We start from the raw sequence: 19,279 nt of genomic DNA, 5'->3' as shown, positions 1-19,279 counted from the left end.
AATGCCGCGCATGCCTCGCACCGTGATCACCTTCGGAACGTTCGACGTGTTCCATGTCGGGCACCTGCGGGTGCTGGAGCGGGCTGCCGCGCTCGGGGACCGGCTCGTCGTCGGCGTCTCCGCCGATGCGCTCAACGAGCGCAAGAAGGGCCGTGCGCCGATCTTCAGCGAGCGGGAGCGGCTGGCGATCGTCGGGGCGCTGAAGGTGGTCGACGAGGTCTTCGTCGAGGAGAGCCTGGAGCAGAAGCGCGACTACATCGTGGAGCACGGCGCGGACGTGCTCGTGATGGGCGACGACTGGGCCGGCAAGTTCGACGAGCTCTCCGACGCCTGCGAGGTCGTCTACCTCGAGCGCACGCCCGCCATCTCCACCACCGCGATCATCGAGCACATCGCCGACCTCTGAGGCGGTGCGCCGGTTAGGCTCGCCCACCAGATGACAACCACGAGGGGAATCATGCGCAGAATCGTCACGACCGCTGTGGCCATGGCACTGGTGGGTGGCGCGGCGCTGTCCGCCCCCGCCGTCGCCGCCGACGGGGACAGGCCTGCCGGCAAGGCGACCACCGGTGTCCAGCAGCAGACCAGGGCGCTCGAGAAGGCTGCCGACAAGGCGCTGGAGAACGGCCTCGGCCTCGCGCCCGGCGCGGTGCCGGAGGTCTCGGACGCCACGGCTCCCGAGACCCTCGCGACCGCGCGACGGGTGCTGTCGGGCAACGCGACGCGTCGCGACCCGTCCGCCACCATCGCCCTGCGTGACCTGTTCGTGAAGCGCTCGCAGCTGCGGGGCGAGGACCTGCGCGGCGCCGATGCGCTGCTCGCCCGGCCGACCGACGGTGCCGGCGACAACCAGGGCTTCGGCTACACCGTCCCCGAGGCGGCACCGCTGTGCAACACCCGTATCTGCCTCCACTACGTGCCGACCGGCGCCGACGCGCCGCCGTCGCCGGAGTGGGCCGCGCACAACCTCGCGACGATGGACTCGGTGTGGTCCACGATCGTCGACGGCCTGGGCTACCGCGCGCCGCTGGGTGACCGCGCCGAGGGTGGCAACGCGCTCTTCGACGTCTACCTCAAGGACCTCGGCACCGGCCTCTACGGCTTCTGCGCCCCCGAGCGCCGCGTCAAGAAGCGCACCGCCTCGGGCTACTGCGTGCTCGACAACGACTACGCGGCGGCGCAGTTCCCGTCCGGCACCCCCAACGACAACCTGGCGGTCACCGCCGGCCACGAGTTCTTCCACGCCGTCCAGTTCGCCTACGACTACGCCGAGGACCCGTGGATGATGGAGTCGACGGCCACCTGGATGGAGGAGCGGATCGCCTCGCAGGTCAACGACAACCGCCAGTACTTCCCGACCAGCCAGATCTATGCGCCCTACGTGCCGCTCGACACCTTCAGCCGCACCTCGACCTACCAGTACGGCAACTGGGTGTTCTGGGAGTACCTCACCAACCGCTACGGCATCGGCCTGGTCAAGAAGGCCTGGAAGCAGGCGGGCTCGCTGAAGTCCGACGGCGGCAAGAGCTCCATCCCGGCGCTGCAGCGCGTCCTGCGCGGCAAGGGCGGGCTGACCAAGGTCTACGCGAAGTTCGCGGCCGGCAACCTGATCCCCGCCCTGAACTACCCCGAGGGCGTGGAGTACCCCGCCCCCAAGGTGCGCGGTGCGAAGGCGCTGCGCCGCAACAAGCGCGCGAAGCGCTTCGCCACCCGGATCAACCACCTGTCGTCGGCGTCCTACGTCTACGTCCCCGGCAAGGGCCTCGGGGCGAAGAAGTGGAAGCTCGCCGTGCGCGTCGCCGGGCCGGCGAAGCGCACCTCCCCCGCCGCCGTGGTCGTGACCTACCTCGCCAACGGCAAGCGCAAGGTCAAGCTGGTCCGCCTCAACCGCGGCGGCGACGGCCACACCAAGGTCGCCTTCAGCAACCGGTCGGTGGCCGCGGTGTCGGTGACCTTGGTCAACGCGTCCACGCGCTACCGCTGCAACCAGCGCACCCTGCTGGCCTGCGGTGGCCGTCCGCTCGACGACCGGGCCCGCTTCGCCGTGACGGGTCGCGTCACCAAGCGCTGAGCCTCACACCCTGATCGACAGCAGGGCGTGGAGCGCCGCGACGCACTCCGCGACCAGCTGGGACAACGAGACCGGGCGTTCACCGGTCGGCACTGCCGACCAGGTGAGCGCCCGGTCCTCTGTGTAGGCCCACCACGCACGTACGACGGCACGCTGGCGCTCCTCGATGCCGAGCGCCTTCACCACCCGGTCGGTGCTGCCCTCGCGCACGGAGTCCATCACCTCGCTCACCCGCGGGTCGGCCACGCCGTGCCCGTGGACGAGCGCGAGGTAGAAGTCACGGCGCCGTTCGATCTGCTCGATCATCAGGCGGGTCGCCTGCTCCACCTGCTCGGGCCCGGCCAGGGCCTCGTCGGGGGCGGTGTTGCGCAGGATGCGCCGACCGGCCGCGGATATGCAGGCGAGGTAGAAGTCGGTCTTGGTCGGGAAGTAGTGGAAGAGCAGCCCGCGCGAGATGCCCGCCTCCCCTGCGACGTCGTCCATCGAGAGGTCCTGGATGGGCGTCTCGACGATCTTGGCCAGCCCGATGCCCACGAGCTGGCGGCGCCGGTCGAGCGCGCTCAGCCGTCGGCGTACGGGCCGGGTGGCGGGCGCTGCGGAACCTTCGGACACACTGTTGAGCATTGCTCAACAGTGTGCGAAGGTCAACGTCATGGACTTCTCCCTCTCCCCCCGCGCCGCGGACCTGCGGGCCCGGGTGCACGCCTTCGTCAGCGACGAGATCGAGCCGATCGAGGCCGAGGCGCACCGGCGCATCACCCGGCTGCGCGAGTCGGGCGGCGACAGCTGGACGCCCGACCCGGTCATCGCCGAGCTCCAGGCCAAGGCCCGCGCGCAGGGCCTGTGGAACCTCTTCCTGCCGGCCGCGCACGCCGGTCGCTACGCCGCCGAGTTCGGCACCGACGGCGGCGAGGGACTCTCCAACGTCGACTACGCCGCGGTGGCGGAGGTGATGGGCCGATCGTTCATGGCGCCCATCGTCTTCAACTCCAACGCCCCCGACACCGGCAACATGGAGGTGCTGCTCAAGTACGGCACCGACGCGCAGCGCGAGCAGTGGCTCGAGCCGCTCCTGCGGGCGGAGATCCGCAGCGCCTTCTGCATGACCGAGCCCGAGGTGGCGTCCTCCGACGCCACCAACATGGCCGCCACCGCGACGGTCGAGGGCGACGAGGTCGTCATCAACGGCCGCAAGTGGTGGTCCACCGGCGTCGGCAACCCAGACTGCAAGGTCTTCGTCTTCATGGGTCTCTCCGACCCCGACGCCGACCGTCACTCCCGGCACACCATGGTGCTGGTCCCCCGCGACGCCGCCGGCGTGAAGGTCGAGCGGATGCTCACCACGATGGGCTACTACGACGAGCCGCTCGGCCACGGCGAGGTCTCCTTCGACGACGTGCGCGTGCCGGTCTCCAACGTCCTGCTCGGCCCCGGGCGCGCCTTCGAGATCGCCCAGGGCCGCCTCGGTCCCGGCCGGGTCCACCACTGCATGCGGGCCATCGGCCTCGCCGAGCGCGCCCTCGAGCTGGCCTGCGCCCGCGCGGTGTCGCGCACCGCCTTCGGCAAGCCGATCGCCAACCTCGGCGGCAACCGCGAGCGCATCGCCGACGCCCGCATCGCGATCAACCGCTCCCGCCTGCTGGTCATGCACGCCGCGTGGCTGCTCGACCAGGGCATGAGCCGCGAGGCCTACTCCGCGGTCAGCGAGATCAAGGTCGAGGTGCCCAACATGGCGCTCGACGTCATCGACATGGCCATCCAGCTGCACGGCGGCGCGGGCATGTCCGACGACTTCCCCCTCGCCGCGGCGTGGGTCGGCGCGCGGACCCTGCGCCTGGCCGACGGGCCCGACGAGGTGCACCGCAACGTCATCGCCAAGATCGAGCTCGGGAAGCACGCGTGAACCGGGTCCTGGTCACCGGAGCCGCCTCCGGTCTCGGCGCGGCGCTCGTGACGGCCTTCCGGGACCGTGGCGACGAGGTGATGGCCACCGACCGCGTCGCCGCAGAAGGCGTGGATCTCGTCCTCGACATCACCTCGGACGACGACTGGGCCGCCGCCCTCGACGCCGTACGCGAGCGCTGGGGCGGTCTCGACGTGCTGGTCAACAACGCCGGCGTCGCCGGCGGCGGGCGGGTCGACCGCTGCACGCTCGAGGAATGGCAGTGGATCACCGACATCAACCTCTTCGGCCTGGTGCGCGGCACGCGCACGTTCACGCCGATGCTCAAGGAGCAGGGGTCGGGCCACCTGGTCAACGTCGCTTCGCTCGCCGGCCTCGTGCACCCGGCCGGGATGGGCTCCTACAACGCCACGAAGGCCGCCGTCGTGGCCTTCACCGAGACCTGCGGCCACGAGCTGGCGGCGTACGGCATCCGCGCGAGCGTGGTGTGCCCGTCCTACTTCCGCACCAACCTGATGGACTCCATGCAGGGCTCCGACGAGCTCGTCGGCCGCGTGGTGGGCGGGCTGGTGGAGCGCTCGCGGGTCACCGCTGACGAGATCGCCGCGGCCGTGCTGGCCGGGATGGAGGCGGGTGAGGACGTGATCGTGCCCGACGAGGCCGCACGCCAGGCCTACTTCCTCAAGTGGGCCGACCGGCCCGCCTACGACGCCGTGATGCGCGACCAGGCGGCGAAGCTCCAGGCGGCCGGCTCGTGAGCGCCGTGCCGGGCGCCCGCGAGGTGCGTGAGGAGGACGCCTTCGACGTGGCCCGCGTGGCCGCGTGGCTGCGCGAGCACGCCACGACGCCGGAGGGTCTCGACGGCGAGCCGTCCGTCCAGCAGTTCACGGGTGGGGCTTCCAACCTGACCTACCTGCTGCGCTTCCCGTCCGGTCGCGACCTCATCGTCCGCCGCGCGCCGAAGGGCACGAAGGCCAAGGGCGCGCACGACATGCACCGCGAGCACGTCATCCAGTCGGCACTGGCGCCGGTCTTCGACTACGTCGCCCCGATGGTCGCCTTCTGCGACGACCCCGACATCGTCGGCGGCGACTTCTACGCCATGGACCGCATCGCCGGTGTCATCCCGCGCAGCGAGTGGCCGGCCGACGTGCCGCTGTCGCCGGAGCAGGCGCGCGCGCTCTGCCTCGATGCCGTCGACGTGCTCGCCGAGCTCCACGGCATCGACCCCGAGGCGACCGGGCTCGCCGACCTCGGCAAGGGTGCGGGTTACGTCCGCCGCCAGGTCGAGGGCTGGTCGACGCGCTACCGCAACGCCCGCACCGACGACGTGCCCGACCTCGAGCAGGTGATGGCGTGGCTCGACGCCCACCAGCCCGACGACGTGGCCACCTGCGTGATCCACAACGACTTCAAGCTCGACAACCTCGTGCTCGACGCCGACGACGTGACGCGGGTCGTGGGGGTGCTGGACTGGGAGATGGCGACCCTCGGCGACCCGCTGATGGACCTCGCGGGCTCGATGGCCTACTGGGTCCAGGCCGACGACACCGAGGAGTTCCAGATGATGCGGCGGGTGCCCACCCACCTGCCCGGCATGCTGACGCGCGACGAGTTCGTGGCGGCGTACGCCGAGCGCACCGGCCGGTCGGTGAGCCGCGAGCAGTGGCGCTTCTACGAGGTCTTCGGGCTCTTCCGCATGGCCGTGATCGCCCAGCAGATCTACTACCGGTACTTCCACGGTCAGACGACCAACGAGATGTATGCCCTCTTCGGACCGGCCGTGCAGATCATCGGGCGCCGGCTCGACGGGCTCATCCAGGACGCGAGCACGTGAGCCGCATCCTGTTGGTGCGGCACGGGCAGGCGTCCTTCGGCGCCGACGACTACGACAACCTGTCGCCGACCGGCCACGAGCAGTCGCGCGTGCTCGGAGCCGCACTGGCAGCACGGGGCGTGAGCCCCGACGTCGTGGTGGCCGGCGAGATGAAGCGGCACGCCCAGACCGCCGGCGGCGTCCTCGAGGGGGCGGGGTGGACCACTGGCGTGGACGTCGACGCCGGGTGGAACGAGTTCGACCACGTCCAGGTGCTCGCGGTGCACGACCAGCCGACGACCGTGGAGGGCGAGTCCGAGAAGGCCGCCTTCCAGCGCTGGTTCACCGAGGCCACGCTGCGTTGGACCTCCGGTGACCACGACGACGCCTACGACGAGTCGTTCGGCGCCTTCACCTCCCGGGTGGAGGCCGCCCTCGACCGGCTCGTGACCGCGCTGCCCCGCAGCGGCACCGCGGTCGTGCTGACCAGCGGGGGCCCTGTCGCGTGGGCGGCCGCGTCCCTGCTCGCCGACGACGCGCGTGCCCGCACGGACCTCTGGCTGCGGCTCAACCCGGTGTCGGTCAACACCGGCGCCTCCACCGTGGTGTGCGGCGCCAGCGGCACCACGCTCGTGACGTACAACGCCCACGACCACCTCTTCGCCGACGGCTCCCCCGACCTGCTCACCTACCGCTAGGAACCCCCATGTCGACCATCCTCATCACCGGCGCCAGCAGCGGCCTGGGCGCCGAGATGGCACGCCAGTTCGCCGCCCTCGGCCACGACCTCGCGCTGTGCGCGCGGCGTACGGACCGGCTCGACGAGCTCGCCGTCGAGATCACCACCGCTCACCCCCAGGCGCGCGTCGGCATCAAGGCGCTCGACGTCACCGACCACGACGCCGTCTTCCGCGTCTTCGAGGAGTTCCGCGACGAGCTCGGCGGCATCGACAAGGTCGTCGTCAACGCCGGCCTCGGCAAGGGCCAGCCGCTCGGCACCGGCCGCTTCGACGCCAACCGCGAGACCGCGGAGACCAACTTCATCGGCGCGCTGGCCCAGACAGAGGCCGCAGCCCAGATCTTCCGGGCGCAGAACTCCGGCCACCTCGTGATGGTCTCGAGCTTCTCCGCGCTGCGCGGGATGCCGAGGAACATCACGACGTACGCCGCCACCAAGGCTGCGGTCGCGCACCTCGCCGAGGGCTTCCGCGCCGACGTGCACGGCACCCCGATCAAGGTGACCGTCCTCTACCCGGGCTACATCGTCTCCGAGATGTCCGGCACCTCGGCCAGGACTCCGCTCATGGCCTCGACCGAGAAGGGCGTGCGCGCCATGGTGGAGGCGATCGAGAAGGAGAAGAAGTCCGCCGTCGTGCCGGCCTGGCCCTGGGTGCCGCTCGGGTTCGCCATCAAGCGGGTGCCGGTGGGCGTGCTGCGGAGGATGAGCTAGGCAGGAGGAGGTCCGGCGCATGCCGGAGGTCGGACCAATCCGATGTGACCTCCGTCACGAACCCTGTCGACGGGGTCCGACCACCAGCCAGGAGACTCACATGTTCGACACCAAGAAGAAGCGCTTCGCGATCGCGGGCGCGGTTGCCGCAGCGGCCATCACCGCCGCCGTGGTTCCCATGGGCATGGCCGTCGCCGGCCACACCAACGTCGTGCTCGAGGCCGACCTGACCGGCCGCGCAGAGGTCGGCACCAGCAACCGCCTGGCAGGGGATCCCAACGGCAGGGGCGAGGCCTACGTCTTCGGTGTCGATGGCGACCCGACCACGCTCTGCTACGTGCTGACGGTCGACAAGGTCGGCACCCCCGTGGCGGCACACATCCATGAAGGAGCCGCCGGCACGAACGGTCCGGTCGTGGTCAACCTGGCCGCACCCGCCGACGGCAACGCGGCCGACTGCCTGACCGAGGGCGAGGCGGGCAAGTTCGTCGGGGACCAGACCGTTGCGGAGATCCTGGCCGACCCGGGCAGCTACTACGTGAACGTGCACAACGCCGAGTACCCGGGCGGCGCGGTCCGCGGGCAGCTGGCCGTCGAGCGCTGAAGTCGCGGGTCCGAGGTCGTGGGTCCGGGCGTCCCGGAGTAGGCCTCCCCCTCCAGACTGGAGCCTCACCCCCGAAGCTTCGGGGGTGAGGCTCGAGGATCCCCGGGTACCCGGGGATCGCGACGCGGGGAAGGGCCCGACCCTCAGCCCGTCGGCGGCTCCGGCTCACGGGTGATGTGCATGGCGGCCTCCTCGGCCGAGGCGCCGGCACCGTCGATGCCGACGTCGAGGGCGACCTCCTGCTTGTCGACGTCCTCACCGAGCCCCTCGTCCGGCTGCACCAGCCGCCCGCTGCGCTCGTCGGCCTCGTCGAGGCCGAGCTGCTCGTCGAGGGCGTTCTCGTCCTCGCGGTCGGTGGCGTCCTCGGCCTCCGCCTCGGCGTACGGGTCGGGCTCGGGCTCCTCCTCGGCGAGCTTCTCGTCGAGGGACTCGCCCTGGAGGCGCTCGGCCTCGGTCGGGTAGTCCTCGTATCCCTTCGGGGCCCGGTCCGGCGGCGAGTAGCCGCGGTCGAGCACGTCCTCGAGGTCGCCGTCGTCCAGCGTGTCCCCGGGCTGCAGCTGGTCCTCGTCGTCGACCGACATGTCGCCGTAGATTTCGCGATCTTCGCTCATGCCTCCTGCCTACCGGCCGAGGACCGGCGGGACAAGGGCCGGGGGTCCCCAGCAGGTCCGCAGGGGTGGGACTCAGCCCAGCTCGCGCTCCAGCGCGTCGGTGAGCAACGCGACCAGGGCCTCGGTCTGGATGTTGGCCGAGGACGAGACCTCCTCGTCGGAGCCGTCGAGCGCCCGCGCCGCGAGCCCGGCCTTGGAGTCGATGAGCTCCGCGATCCGGGTGTCGATGGTCTGCGCGGCGATGATCCGCCACGCCGTGACCGGGTCGCTCTGGCCGATGCGGTGCACGCGGTCGATCGCCTGGGTCTGCTCGGCGTCGGTCCACGACAGCTCCGCGAGCACCACGTTGGACGCGACCTGGAGGTTCACGCCCACGCCGGCGGCGGCGAGCGAGCAGACGATGACCTGCACGTCGGGGTCGTTGACGAACGACTCGATCGCGCGCTCGCGCGCCTTCGGCGACTGGTCGCCACGGATCGAGGCGTGCTTGAGCCCGCGCCGGGTGAAGGTCTCCTCGGCGATGTCCATGACGTCGACGTGGCGGGCGAAGAAGACCACCTTGCCGACGTTGCGCGCCAGCTGGGCGGCGTAGTCGGCAGCGAGGCCGGCCTTCGCGCGGCCGATGCGGCGGAACATCGAGAAGACGTTCTCCCCACCGGTGCCGGAGTCCATCTCCTCGCGCTCCCACGTCGCGACGCGGCGCACGAGCTCGTGGTCGATGCCCTCCACAACGGACCCGGTACGCCGGGTCTCGAGCGCGGCCTTGTAGCGCTGGACGAGCCTGCGCGCGAGCTCCTGCTCCGCGCCCCGGATCGAGCGGGTGTCCTCGTCGTCGAGCTCGACGGGGATGTCGGCGATGCGGCGGGCCGGGATGTCCGAGGCGACGTCGACCTTGCGGCGGCGCACGATGCCCTGGTCGATGACGGCCTTGCGCGCCGCCGGGTAGAACGGCGGGTCGGCCGGCGTCAGCTCGGTCTCCTCGAGCGCCTCCATCAGCCGGGCCATCGGCATGGTGTCGTCGATCCAGCCCAGGAACTGCCAGATCGCGCGGAAGTCCTCGATGTCGTTGATCAGCGGCGTGCCCGTGAGCGCCATCAGCAGCGGGCGCGCGGTGCGGGCGCGCAACCGCTCGGAGAGCTCGAGCACGTGGCGCGAGCGCTGCGAGGTCTTGTTCTTGATGAAGTGGGCCTCGTCGACGACCATCCCGCGGAAGCCGAAGTCGCCGAGCCAGCCGACGTGGCGATCGAGGATCTCGTAGTTGACGATGATGACGTCGGCGAACGCGTCGACCCGGTCGCCGTCGCCGTGGATCACGGTGGCGCGGCGACGCGGGGTCCAGCGCTCGGTCTCGCGCGCCCAGTTGGTCTTGACCACGTTGGGGCACACCACGAGCAGCGGGAAGGCGTCAGCGGCCTGCGCGGCGAGCAGCGCCTGCGCGGTCTTGCCGAGGCCGGGCTCGTCGGCGAGGAGGAAGGTGCGGTGGCCCTCAGCGGCCGAGGCGATCAGCCGCGCCTGGTGGGGCATCAGCTCGAGCTTGCCGGGAGCGTTGAGGGAGGTGGCCTCGGGCAGGTCCATGCACGAGGAGGCGCCGCCGAGCTCGAAGGAGCGGAACAGCGGGCCGAGGAGCTCCCACGTCGCCAACCGGCCGTGCACGCGCCGGCGCTCGCGGCCGATGCCGAAGTCGGGCACGAGGAACGGGTTGGCCAGCTGGTGCTGCACGACCGACTGCGGGACGACCCGGCGCTCACCGAGGCCGGGACCGGCCTCGTCGTCGGGCTTGGGCTCCTCGGGGACGACCTCGACCCCGGCCTTGCGCAGCATCTCCAGGCGCAGGTCACGGGCGCTGTCGGTGACCACTGCGTCCTCCGAGAGCAGGGCGAAGAGCGAGGGGTCGCGGGTGGCGGTCTTGGCGAGGATCGTCGCGATGCCGTCGAGGCGCTTGAGCTCGTCGGCCTTCTGGGCGTCGGTCAGCTCGGACGAGGCACGTACGTCGCCGCGGTGCTCGCGCACCAGCAGGGCCACCACCTGGAACCGCACCCGCTGCCCCGGCGCGAGCGGTCCGCGCTGGACGGCGGACTCGAGCTCGCGCACGGCGCGGGCCAGCACGGGGACGATGCCCTCGTTGTCCTTGTGACGGGCTTGCGCAGGGGTGCGACGACCGCCGCGTGAGCGCTGGCGCTGGGCCAAGGGGTCCTCCCGGACTTGGGTACGCGTCGCAGCAAGGGCGAGCCCGGGTGCGGCTCTGCCCGCACGCCACGGCGTGGAGGTGTGGAGCGGGCGTCAGGTGCGCAGCGGCCGGCGGATCGGGGGTGATCACAGCGGCACGGCGTCTGGAACGCTGCGACCACTGTAGCCCCCGCCCGGTGGTTGTCGGTAAATGTCCTGGAGATCAGCGTGCCGGGCGGTGGTCGACGATGCGGCGCATCTTGCCGACCGAGCGCTCGATCGACGCCACGTCGACGACGTCCACCGTCACGCTGACACCGATCGACGCCTTGATCCTGCGGGCGAGCTCGGCCTCGGCGGCAGCGACCTCGTCCGGCGTGGTGTGCTCGCGGCGCTCGACGCGGACGGTGAGGGTGTCGAGGTTGCCGCTGCGGTCGAGGTGGCACTGGAAGTGCGGCGACAGCGCCGGCAGCCCGAGGACGATCTCCTCGATCTGGGTCGGGAAGAGGTTCACCCCGCGCAGGATGATCATGTCGTCGGTGCGGCCGGTGATCTTCTCCATCCGCCGCATCGTGCGGGCGGTGCCGGGCAGCAGCCGAGTGAGGTCGCGCGTGCGGTAGCGGATGACCGGCATCGCCTGCTTGGTGAGCGTGGTGAGGACCAGCTCGCCCTCCTCACCGTCGGGCAGCACCTCGCCGGTCACGGGATCGATGATCTCGGGGTAGAAGTGGTCCTCCCACACGTGCAGGCCGTCCTTGGTCTCCACGCACTCGCTCGCGACGCCGGGACCGATCACCTCGGACAGGCCGTAGATGTCGACGGCGTGCATGTCGGTGCGCTCCTCCATCTCGCGGCGCATGTCGTTGGTCCACGGCTCGGCGCCGAAGATCCCGACCTTGAGCGAGGTCGAGCGCGGGTCGACGCCCTGCGCCTCGAGCTCGTCGATGATCGAGAGCATGTAGGACGGCGTCACCATGATCACGTCGGGCTCGAAGTCGAGGATCAGCTGCACCTGGCGTTGCGTCATTCCGCCGGACACAGGCACGACCGTGCAACCGAGGCGCTCGGCCCCGCCGTGGGCGCCGAGACCGCCGGTGAAGAGCCCGTAGCCGTAGGCGTTGTGCAGCACCATCCCGCGCCGCCCACCCGCCGCGCGGATGGACCGGGCGACGACGTCGGCCCACATGTCGAGGTCGTCGTGGGTGTAGCCGACCACGGTCGGCTTGCCGGTCGTGCCGCTGGAGGCATGGAGGCGTACGACGTCCTCGCGCGGCACCGCGAACATGCCGAACGGGTAGTTGTCGCGCAGCGTCGCCTTGGTCGTGAACGGCAGCCGGGCCAGGTCGGCCAGCGACCTGATGTCGTCCGGGCCGACGCCGGCCGCGTCGAAGGCGCGGCGGTAGTGGGCGACGTGGTCGTAGGCGTGGCGCACCGACCACCGGAGCCGCTCGAGCTGCAGTGCGCGCAGGTCCTCCAGCGGTGCGGTCTCGATCGGGTCGAGGTCGCCGGGCCGGGGTGTCAGGTCGAGCACGGTGTGGTCCTCCGGGTCGCGGGCGTGTCGGGACTGTCGGTCGTGGGAAGGTGTCCGGCATGGCAGACAGGTCGGAGGGCGCGTCGCGCCGGGGACGCCCCGGTCACGACCAGCAGGCCGTCGTGCGGGTGGCCGTCGACCTCTTCAACCGGCAGGGCTACGACGCCACGAGCGTCGGCGACGTGGCCAGGGAGCTGGGGCTGACGAAGTCGGCGATCTACCACCACGTGCCGAGCAAGGAGCACCTGCTCCAGAGCGCCGTGGACGAGGCCCTCGACGCGCTGACCGCGGCGCTCGACGCCGTCTCGGCCACCGCTGGCCTCGACGCCGAGCAGCGCCTGCGCGCCGCCGTACGCAGCAGCGTGACCGTGCTGGTCGACCACCTGCCCGCAGTGACCCTGTTGCTGCGCGTGCACGGCAACACCCCGGTGGAGAAGGCGGCGCTCGCACGGCGGCGCGGCATCGACCAGCGGCTGGCCGACATGGTCCGCGAGGCGGTCGACGACGGCGTGCTCCGCGACGACCTCGACCCGCTCGTGATCAGCCGGCTGCTCTTCGGGATGGTGAACTCGTTGGTCGAGTGGGTGCGCCCGGGCACCGATGCGGCACCGCTGACCGATGCCGTCGTGGCGCTGGCCTTCGACGGGCTCACGCACGGGGCGCACTCCCCCGGTCGGCGCCCCTCGAATCAGGCAGGGTCCGGCTCCGGCCGCGGAACTCCGCGATGACCTCGCCGGCCTCCGGGTCGTCGGCGCGCACCGTGACGTCGTAGATCCCCGACCGGCCGTGCCGCGAGACCTCGCGCGCCTCGGCGTGGAGGACCTGGCCGAGCCGTCCCGGCAGGAGGAAGTCGATCGCGAACCCCGCCGCCACCGTCACCGGGCCGTGGGAGTTGCAGGCCAGTGCGAAGGCGGAGTCGGCCAGGCTCGCGATCACCCCGCCGTGGCAGAGGTCGTGGCCGTTGACCATGTCGGGGCGCACGAGCATCGACACCCGCGCGCGACCGGGAGCGACCTTGACGGCCTGCATGCCGAGCATCGCGCTCGCCGCGTCGTCGGCCCACATCCCCATCGCCGCGTCGTGCACGTCGGCCTAGGCGTCGAAGTCGACGGTGACGGCGTCCCCGAGCGGGAAGCTCTGGCAGGTCAGGACGAACCCGGCCTCCACCTCGGCGGGCTCGAGGGCGTAGTTGCGGCGCATGTCGACCTCACCCTCGACCACCTTCGCGCGGCAGGTGCCGCACACGCCGCCCTTGCAGGCGAAGGGCAGGTCCGAGCGCGTCGCCTGGGCGCTGTCGAGGATGCTCTGGTCCTGTGGCAGCGCCGCAGTGGCCGAGAGGCCGTCGAGCACCACCGTCACGTCGGTCGTCGCGCCCTCGCGCACCGCGACGGGGCGGTGGAGCTCGGGCGGCGGCGCGTCGACGTAGAACAGCTCGGCGTGCACCTGGTCGTCGGCCACACCCAGCTCGCGCAGCACCTCGCGGGCCTGTTCGACCATGGCGTACGGCCCGCACAGCCACACGTGGTCGAACCGGTCGACCGGGAGCAGCGAGGTGAGGATGCGCCGGATCCGGTCGGCGTCGAGCCGTCCGGAGAACAGCTCGACGTCGCGCGGCTCCCGCGACAGCACGTGCACCAGCTGCAGGCGCGCGCCGTGGGCGTTCTTGAGGTCGCCGAGCTCCTCGGAGAACATCACCGAGGAGGTCGTGCGGTTGCCGTATACGAGCGCCACCTCGGCGTCCCCGCCCGCGAGCAGGGACCCCGCGATCGACAGCATCGGGGTGATCCCGGAGCCCGCGGCGAGGCACAGGTGCCGACCACCGGTGGCGGGATCGACGGTGAAGCTGCCGCTGGGGACCTGCACGTCGACCTCGTCGCCGGGACGGACCTCCCGCACCAACCAGCGGGAGAACAGGCCGTCCGGGATCTCCCGCACGCCGATGCGCGGGGCCGCGCCCGCGGGGGCACAGATCGAGTAGGTGCGGCGCTCCTCGCGCCCGTCCATTGTGCGCCGCAGGGTCAGCGACTGCCCGGGCGCGAAGTCGTACTCCCCCGCCAGGTCGGCCGGGACGTCGAAGGTGATCGCGGCGGAGTCGTCGGTCAGCGGCTCGACGCGGGCCACGGTGAGCGTGTGGAAGGCCGCCGAGCGCGTACGCCGTGGGGTGTCGAGGACGGTCATCAGATCTCCTTGACGTGCTCGAAGGGCTCCGCGCACGCGGTGCAGCGGTAGAGGGCCTTGCAGGCGGTGGCGCCGAACTCCGAGGTCAGCTCCACCGCGGCCGAGGCGCAGCGCGGGCAGGTGAGGTCGCGACGCACGGGCAGGAGCGTCAGCGGGACGGGTCCGGCGCGGTGCGGTGCGGGACCGGGGGCGGAGAGGCCGTGGTCGCGCAGCGCCTGCCGGCCGCGGTCGGTGATCCAGTCGCTGGACCACGCCGGGGAGAGCGAGACCTCCACCGTGGCGGCGTAGCCGGCGTCGGCGAGTCGGTGGACCAGGTCGTCGCGCATCGTGGCCATCGCCGGGCAGCCGGAGTAGGTGGGGGTGATCGTGACGACGACACCGTCCGCCTCCTCGCGCACCCCGCGCAGCACGCCGAGGTCCTCGAGCGTCAGCATCGGCATCTCGGGGTCGGTGACCGACGCGGCGACCTCGCGCGCGCGCACGTTCACCACCGGCCCGTGGGGTGGGCGCGCGCCACGACCTGCATCTCGGCGAGCATCCGCGAGAGCGCCTCGGAGTGCAGGCCGTCGCGCCCGGTGCGACCGCGTACGCCGGCCAGCGGCTGGCCCTGGGGCCGGTCGACCTCGCTCACGGCGAGCACCTGCTCGAGCACCACCTCGACCGCACTGGCCACGGAGTCCGGCGCGACGCCGACGCCGGCCTCGGACACGACCTGCTCGACCGGGTGCGTGGTGAGGAGCTCGGGGTAGAGCGGCCAGAGATCGCGCAGCGCCTCCTCGAGGCGGTGGCGTGACTCGTCCGTGCCCTGGGCGAGCGTGAGGAACCAGCGACCCGCGTAGTCGCGGTGGTAGGCCAGCTCCTTGACGCCCTTGACCGCAATGGCCGACAGGACCGGGTCGCTGCTGGAGGCGAGCTGCTCGAACAGGGCGAGCCGCACGCTGGAGAAGAGCAGGAGCCGCACGACCGTGTGCGCGAAGTCGCCGTTGGGGACCTCCGCGAGCCGGACGTTGCGGAAGTCGCCGGCCTCGCGGAAGAACGCCAGTGCGTCCTCGGCCGGGACCGGGGAGCCCTCGGGCAGCGCAGGCACGACGCCGGGGTCGGCGGCCGCGGCGCGCGCCAGCAGGAGCCGGGCCTGGCCCAGGAGGTCGAGCGCGGTGTTGGCCAGCGCGATGTCCTCCTCGAGGTCGGGGGCACGGCTGCACCACTCCGAGAGCCGGTGCGACATCACGAGCGCGTCGTCGCCCAGCATCAGGCAGTAGACCGCCAGGGCCGCCGGGTCGACGTCGGCGGGGACCGTGGTGTCGACGCCGGCGAGCGGGTCCTCGAAGTCGGTGCCGAAGGCCCACTGGGAGGAGTCTCCGGCGACCTCGTGGTGCTCGAGCAGGCCGTCGTAGGCGCTGCCCGCGGACTCGTTGGGGTCGGGGGTGAGGTGCGACATCGGGTTCCTCACATGTGCGGGACGTCGTCGGGGATGGAGTAGAAGGTGGGGTGGCGGTAGACCTTGTCGCCGCTCGGGGCGAACATCGGGTCCTTCTCGTCCGGGCTCGACGCCGCGACGTGGCGCGCCTGCACGACCCAGACGCTGACGCCCTCGTTGCGGCGGGTGTAGACGTCGCGGGCGTGCCGCAGCGCCATCTCGTCGTCGGCGGCGTGCAGCGAGCCGACGTGGACGTGGTTGAGCCCGCGCTTGCCGCGCACGAACACCTCGTAGAGGGGCCACTCGCGCTCCGAGCCGTGGCCCGCCTTGGCCGCGGGGACACCCTCCAGCGGGACCGCGCCGTGACCGCCCTCGGCGGTGAAGTCCTGCCCGCTCACGCGCGCGCCGCCTCTCGCTGGCGGTCGGCGAACGCCAGGGCCGCCTCACGGACCCAGGCGCCGTCCTCGTGGGCCGCGCGGCGGTGGGCGATGCGCTGGGCGTTGCACGGACCGTTGCCCTTCACGACCTGCATGAACTCCTCCCAGTCCGGCTCGCCGAAGTCGTGGTGCCCGCGCTCGGCGTTCCACTTCAGGTCCGGGTCGGGAAAGGTGACGCCGAGGGCCTCGGCCTGCGGCACCGACATGTCGACGAAGCGCTGGCGCAGGTCGTCGTTGGTGTTGCGCTTGATGCCCCACGCCATCGACTGGGCGGTGTTGGGCGAGTCCTCGTCGGGCGGGCCGAACATCATCAGCGCCGGCCACCAGAACCGGTCGACCGACTCCTGCACCATCGCGCGCTGCTCGTCGGTGCCCTGCATCATGGTCATCAGCAGCTCGTAGCCCTGGCGCTGGTGGAAGGACTCCTCCTTGCACACCCGGATCATCGCGCGGCCGTAGGGGCCGTACGACGTGCGGCACAGCGGCACCTGGTTGCAGATCGCCGCACCGTCGACCAACCAGCCGATGGTGCCGACGTCGGCGTACGACAGCGTGGGGTAGTTGAAGATCGACGAGTACTTCTGGCGGCCCTCGATGAGCATCTCGGTGAGCTCGCCCCGCGAGACGCCGAGGGTCTCGGCGGCGGAGTAGAGGTAGAGCCCGTGGCCGGCCTCGTCCTGCACCTTGGCCAGCAGGATCGCCTTGCGGCGCAGGCTCGGGGCACGGGTGATCCAGTTGCCCTCCGGCTGCATGCCGATGATCTCGCTGTGCGCGTGCTGGGCGATCTGGCGCACGAGGGTCTTGCGGTATCCCTCCGGCATCCAGTCGCGGGGCTCGATGCGCTCGCTGCGCGCGATCGTGTCCTCGAAGCGCGTCTCCAGCGCGGACAGCTGGGCGTCGGTCGCCGTGTCGCTCGTGGTCACCGCTCCTCCTCCGGATGGGCTTTACTGACCGAACGGTCTGTATTACTTTTGCACGACGCGCCCCGTGCGTGCAAGCACCCGGGGAGCACCCGCGTGCGCCGCCCCTCCCCCGGACCCGATGGAGTCGTCGTGACCCGTTTGCTCGAGAGCTATGCCGCAGGACGCTGGTTCACCTCCACGGCGGAGGGCGACCCACTGCTCGACGCCTCCACGGGCGAAGAGGTCGCGCGCATCTCCAGCACCGGCCTCGACCTCGGCGCCATGGCCCACCACGCCCGCAGCGTGGGCGGGCCCGCCATCCGCGCGCTGACCTTCCACGAGCGCGCCCTGCTCCTCAAGGAGCTCGCGACCCACCTGACGGGTCTCAAGGACGAGCTCTACGAGCTGTCGCTGCGCACCGGGGCGACGCGGCGCGACTCGATGATCGACATCGACGGCGGGTTCGGCACGGTCTTCAGCTACTCCTCCAAGAGCCGCCGCGAGCTCCCCAACGACGTCGTCGTGTGTGACGGCGACCTCGAGCAGCTCGGCCGCACCGGCGTCTTCATGGGCCAGCACGTCTACACCTCGCGCCCGGGCGTGGCCGTGCAGATCAACGCCTTCAACTTCCCCGTCTGGGGCATGCTGGAGAAGCTCGCGCCGGCTTTCGTCGCCGGTCTCCCGTCGCTCGTCAAGCCGGCCAGCCAGACGGCGTACCTCACCGAGCTGGTCGTGCGCCGGATCATCGAGTCGGGCATCCTGCCCGAGGGGTCCCTCCAGCTGCTGTCCGGCTCGGCGGGCGACCTGCTCGACCACCTCGGCGTCCAGGACTCGGTCGCCTTCACCGGCTCGGCGCACACCGCCGGCATCCTGCGCCAGCACCCGTCGGTGCTGCACGGGGGCGTGCAGCTCCAGGTCGAGGCCGACTCGCTGAACTGCTCCGTGCTTGGGCCAGACGTCGCTCCCGGAGACCCCGAGTGGGACCTGTTCGTCAAGGGTGTCGTCACCGAGATGACCGCCAAGGCCGGCCAGAAGTGCACCGCCATCCGCCGCGTCGTCGTCCCCTCCGCGGTCGCCGACGAGATGACCGAGGCGATCCGGACCAGGCTCGCCTCGATCACGGTCGGGCACCCGGACGACGAGTCGGTGCGGATGGGTCCGCTCGCCTCGCTCGGCCAGCGCCAAGAGGTCCGGAAGGCCGTCGAGGCGCTGCGGTCGTCGTGCGACGTCGTGCTCGACGAGGTCGAGGTCACCGGCGACGACGGGCGGGGCGCCTTCATGTCGCCGGTGCTGCTGCGCGCCCGCGCCGGAGCGGTCGAGCCCCACGACGTCGAGCCCTTCGGGCCCGTGTCGACGGTGATGACGTACGACTCGCTCGACGAGGCGATGGCGCTCGCCGCGCGCGGCAAGGGCTCGCTCGTCGGTTCCGTCGTGACGCACGACCCCGGCGTCGCCCGCGCCCTCGTCCTCGGCCTGGCACCGTGGCACGGCCGCATCCTGGTCCTGGACCGCGACGACGCGCCCGAGTCGACCGGCCACGGCTCGCCGCTGCCGATGCTGGTGCACGGCGGGCCCGGTCGCGCCGGCGGCGGCGAGGAGCTGGGTGGCGTGCGCGGGGTGCTGCACCACATGCAGCGCTCGGCGATCCAGGCCTCGCCCGACATGCTCACCGCGATCACCGGTCGCTGGACGCGCGGTTCGCAGCGCACGGTCACGCCCGAGCACCCGTTCCGCCACTCGCTGGCGACGCTCGCTGTCGGCGACACGATCGTCTCCGAGCCGCGCGCGATCTCGCGCGAGGACATCGACCACTTCTCCGACTTCACCGGCGACACGTTCTACGCCCACACCGACCCCGAGGCGGCGGCGCAGAACCCGCTCTTCGGCGGGATCGTCGCGCACGGCTACCTCATCGTCTCGATGGCCGCCGGCCTCTTCGTGGACCCCGCGCCCGGTCCGGTGCTGGCGAACTTCGGCGTCGACAACCTCCGCTTCCTCACCCCCGTCAAGGCCGGCGACGCGATCCGGGTCACGCTGACGGTCAAGCAGATCACCCCGCGCTCCTCGGCCGACTACGGCGAGGTCCGCTGGGACGCCCTGGTGGTCAACGGCGACGACGAGCCGGTCGCGACGTACGACGTGCTGACGCTGGTGGCCAAGGAGGCCCCCTGACGCGGCGCCGACCGCGATACG

20 protein-coding genes are annotated in these 19,279 nt (G+C 71.7%); 10 read left to right on the top strand and 10 right to left on the bottom strand.

What is annotated here, in order from left to right; all coding sequences use genetic code 11:
• Window positions 1–10 precede the first annotated feature (10 nt).
• Entirely contained in the window at window positions 11–406 is a 396-nt protein-coding gene (locus K4G59_RS12770; RefSeq protein ID WP_207084559.1) for an FAD synthase family protein, read from the top strand.
• Window positions 407–457: 51 nt separating this feature from the next.
• A complete protein-coding gene (locus K4G59_RS12765; protein WP_231251433.1) occupies window positions 458–2,071 on the top strand; it encodes an MXAN_6640 family putative metalloprotease in 1,614 nt (537 codons plus the stop codon).
• A 3-nt stretch (window positions 2,072–2,074) separates the two neighbouring features.
• On the opposite strand, the gene K4G59_RS12760 is transcribed toward K4G59_RS12765, so the two are convergent.
• A complete protein-coding gene (locus K4G59_RS12760) occupies window positions 2,075–2,683 on the bottom strand; it encodes a TetR/AcrR family transcriptional regulator (protein ID WP_231251432.1) in 609 nt (202 codons plus the stop codon).
• A gap of 40 nt (window positions 2,684–2,723) precedes the next feature.
• Between K4G59_RS12760 and K4G59_RS12755 the strand changes: the two genes are divergently transcribed.
• From K4G59_RS12755 to K4G59_RS12730, 6 genes are all read left to right on the top strand, one after another.
• A complete protein-coding gene (locus K4G59_RS12755) occupies window positions 2,724–3,974 on the top strand; it encodes an acyl-CoA dehydrogenase family protein (RefSeq protein ID WP_231251431.1) in 1,251 nt (416 codons plus the stop codon).
• Window positions 3,971–4,732, top strand: a complete 762-nt coding sequence (locus K4G59_RS12750) for an SDR family NAD(P)-dependent oxidoreductase (RefSeq protein ID WP_231251430.1) — start codon at window positions 3,971–3,973, stop codon at window positions 4,730–4,732. The genes K4G59_RS12755 and K4G59_RS12750 overlap by 4 nt, the downstream gene beginning before the upstream one ends.
• Window positions 4,729–5,811 (top strand): phosphotransferase family protein, encoded by a 1,083-nt coding sequence (locus tag K4G59_RS12745; protein WP_231251429.1) that lies wholly within the window; start codon window positions 4,729–4,731, stop codon window positions 5,809–5,811. Before K4G59_RS12750 ends, K4G59_RS12745 begins: the two co-directional genes overlap by 4 nt.
• On the top strand, window positions 5,808–6,488 hold the full coding sequence (locus K4G59_RS12740; RefSeq protein ID WP_231251428.1) for a histidine phosphatase family protein: 681 nt from the start codon (window positions 5,808–5,810) through the stop codon (window positions 6,486–6,488). The genes K4G59_RS12745 and K4G59_RS12740 overlap by 4 nt, the downstream gene beginning before the upstream one ends.
• An 8-nt stretch (window positions 6,489–6,496) precedes the next feature.
• Window positions 6,497–7,240: an SDR family oxidoreductase gene (locus K4G59_RS12735; RefSeq protein ID WP_231251427.1), complete on the top strand. Its 744-nt coding sequence runs from the start codon at window positions 6,497–6,499 to the stop codon at window positions 7,238–7,240.
• Window positions 7,241–7,340: 100 nt separating this feature from the next.
• Window positions 7,341–7,844 carry a CHRD domain-containing protein gene (locus tag K4G59_RS12730; RefSeq protein WP_231251426.1) on the top strand — a complete coding sequence of 168 codons (504 nt, stop codon included), beginning with the start codon at window positions 7,341–7,343 and terminating at the stop codon, window positions 7,842–7,844.
• 143 nt (window positions 7,845–7,987) lie between these two features.
• Here K4G59_RS12730 and K4G59_RS12725 read toward each other — a convergent pair whose 3' ends face one another.
• The 3 genes from K4G59_RS12725 to paaK all read right to left on the bottom strand — a co-directional run bounded on the left by K4G59_RS12725 (window position 7,988) and on the right by paaK (window position 12,152).
• Window positions 7,988–8,455, bottom strand: coding sequence for a DUF5709 domain-containing protein (locus K4G59_RS12725; RefSeq protein ID WP_231251425.1), 468 nt, complete (start codon window positions 8,453–8,455; stop codon window positions 7,988–7,990).
• A gap of 72 nt (window positions 8,456–8,527) precedes the next feature.
• A complete protein-coding gene (locus K4G59_RS12720; protein ID WP_231251424.1) occupies window positions 8,528–10,642 on the bottom strand; it encodes a DEAD/DEAH box helicase in 2,115 nt (704 codons plus the stop codon).
• Window positions 10,643–10,844: 202 nt separating this feature from the next.
• Window positions 10,845–12,152: a phenylacetate--CoA ligase PaaK gene (gene paaK, locus K4G59_RS12715; RefSeq protein WP_231251423.1), complete on the bottom strand. Its 1,308-nt coding sequence runs from the start codon at window positions 12,150–12,152 to the stop codon at window positions 10,845–10,847.
• 59 nt (window positions 12,153–12,211) lie between these two features.
• On the opposite strand from paaK, the gene K4G59_RS12710 reads away from it, so the two are divergent.
• Window positions 12,212–12,880 (top strand): TetR/AcrR family transcriptional regulator, encoded by a 669-nt coding sequence (locus tag K4G59_RS12710; protein WP_231251422.1) that lies wholly within the window; start codon window positions 12,212–12,214, stop codon window positions 12,878–12,880.
• On the opposite strand, the gene paaI is transcribed toward K4G59_RS12710, so the two are convergent.
• The 6 genes from paaI to paaA are packed head-to-tail and all read right to left on the bottom strand — an operon-like array spanning window position 12,801 to window position 17,107.
• On the bottom strand, window positions 12,801–13,223 hold the full coding sequence (paaI, locus tag K4G59_RS12705; protein ID WP_231251421.1) for a hydroxyphenylacetyl-CoA thioesterase PaaI: 423 nt from the start codon (window positions 13,221–13,223) through the stop codon (window positions 12,801–12,803). The genes K4G59_RS12710 and paaI overlap by 80 nt on opposite strands.
• Before the next feature lie 21 nt (window positions 13,224–13,244).
• Window positions 13,245–14,330, bottom strand: a complete 1,086-nt coding sequence (paaE, locus tag K4G59_RS12700; protein WP_231251420.1) for a 1,2-phenylacetyl-CoA epoxidase subunit PaaE — start codon at window positions 14,328–14,330, stop codon at window positions 13,245–13,247.
• Window positions 14,330–14,818 (bottom strand): 1,2-phenylacetyl-CoA epoxidase subunit PaaD, encoded by a 489-nt coding sequence (paaD, locus tag K4G59_RS12695; RefSeq protein ID WP_231251419.1) that lies wholly within the window; start codon window positions 14,816–14,818, stop codon window positions 14,330–14,332. The genes paaE and paaD overlap by 1 nt, the downstream gene beginning before the upstream one ends.
• Window positions 14,815–15,768 carry a 1,2-phenylacetyl-CoA epoxidase subunit PaaC gene (paaC, locus tag K4G59_RS12690; protein ID WP_231251418.1) on the bottom strand — a complete coding sequence of 318 codons (954 nt, stop codon included), beginning with the start codon at window positions 15,766–15,768 and terminating at the stop codon, window positions 14,815–14,817. Before paaC ends, paaD begins: the two co-directional genes overlap by 4 nt.
• Window positions 15,769–15,776: 8 nt before the next feature.
• Complete coding sequence (gene paaB, locus K4G59_RS12685; protein ID WP_425572362.1) at window positions 15,777–16,145, bottom strand: 1,2-phenylacetyl-CoA epoxidase subunit PaaB; 369 nt, start codon at window positions 16,143–16,145, stop codon at window positions 15,777–15,779.
• Window positions 16,142–17,107, bottom strand: a complete 966-nt coding sequence (gene paaA, locus K4G59_RS12680) for a 1,2-phenylacetyl-CoA epoxidase subunit PaaA (protein WP_231251417.1) — start codon at window positions 17,105–17,107, stop codon at window positions 16,142–16,144. Before paaA ends, paaB begins: the two co-directional genes overlap by 4 nt.
• 129 nt (window positions 17,108–17,236) lie before the next feature.
• Between paaA and paaZ the strand changes: the two genes are divergently transcribed.
• On the top strand, window positions 17,237–19,258 hold the full coding sequence (gene paaZ, locus K4G59_RS12675; RefSeq protein ID WP_231251416.1) for a phenylacetic acid degradation bifunctional protein PaaZ: 2,022 nt from the start codon (window positions 17,237–17,239) through the stop codon (window positions 19,256–19,258).
• Window positions 19,259–19,279 lie beyond the last annotated feature (21 nt).

Origin of the sequence: Nocardioides furvisabuli, from assembly GCF_021083185.1 — a bacterium.
GTDB lineage: Bacteria > Actinomycetota > Actinomycetes > Propionibacteriales > Nocardioidaceae > Nocardioides > Nocardioides furvisabuli.
The sequence above is the reverse complement of the archived record's forward strand: the minus strand, read 5'-3'. Positions and strand labels throughout refer to the sequence as shown.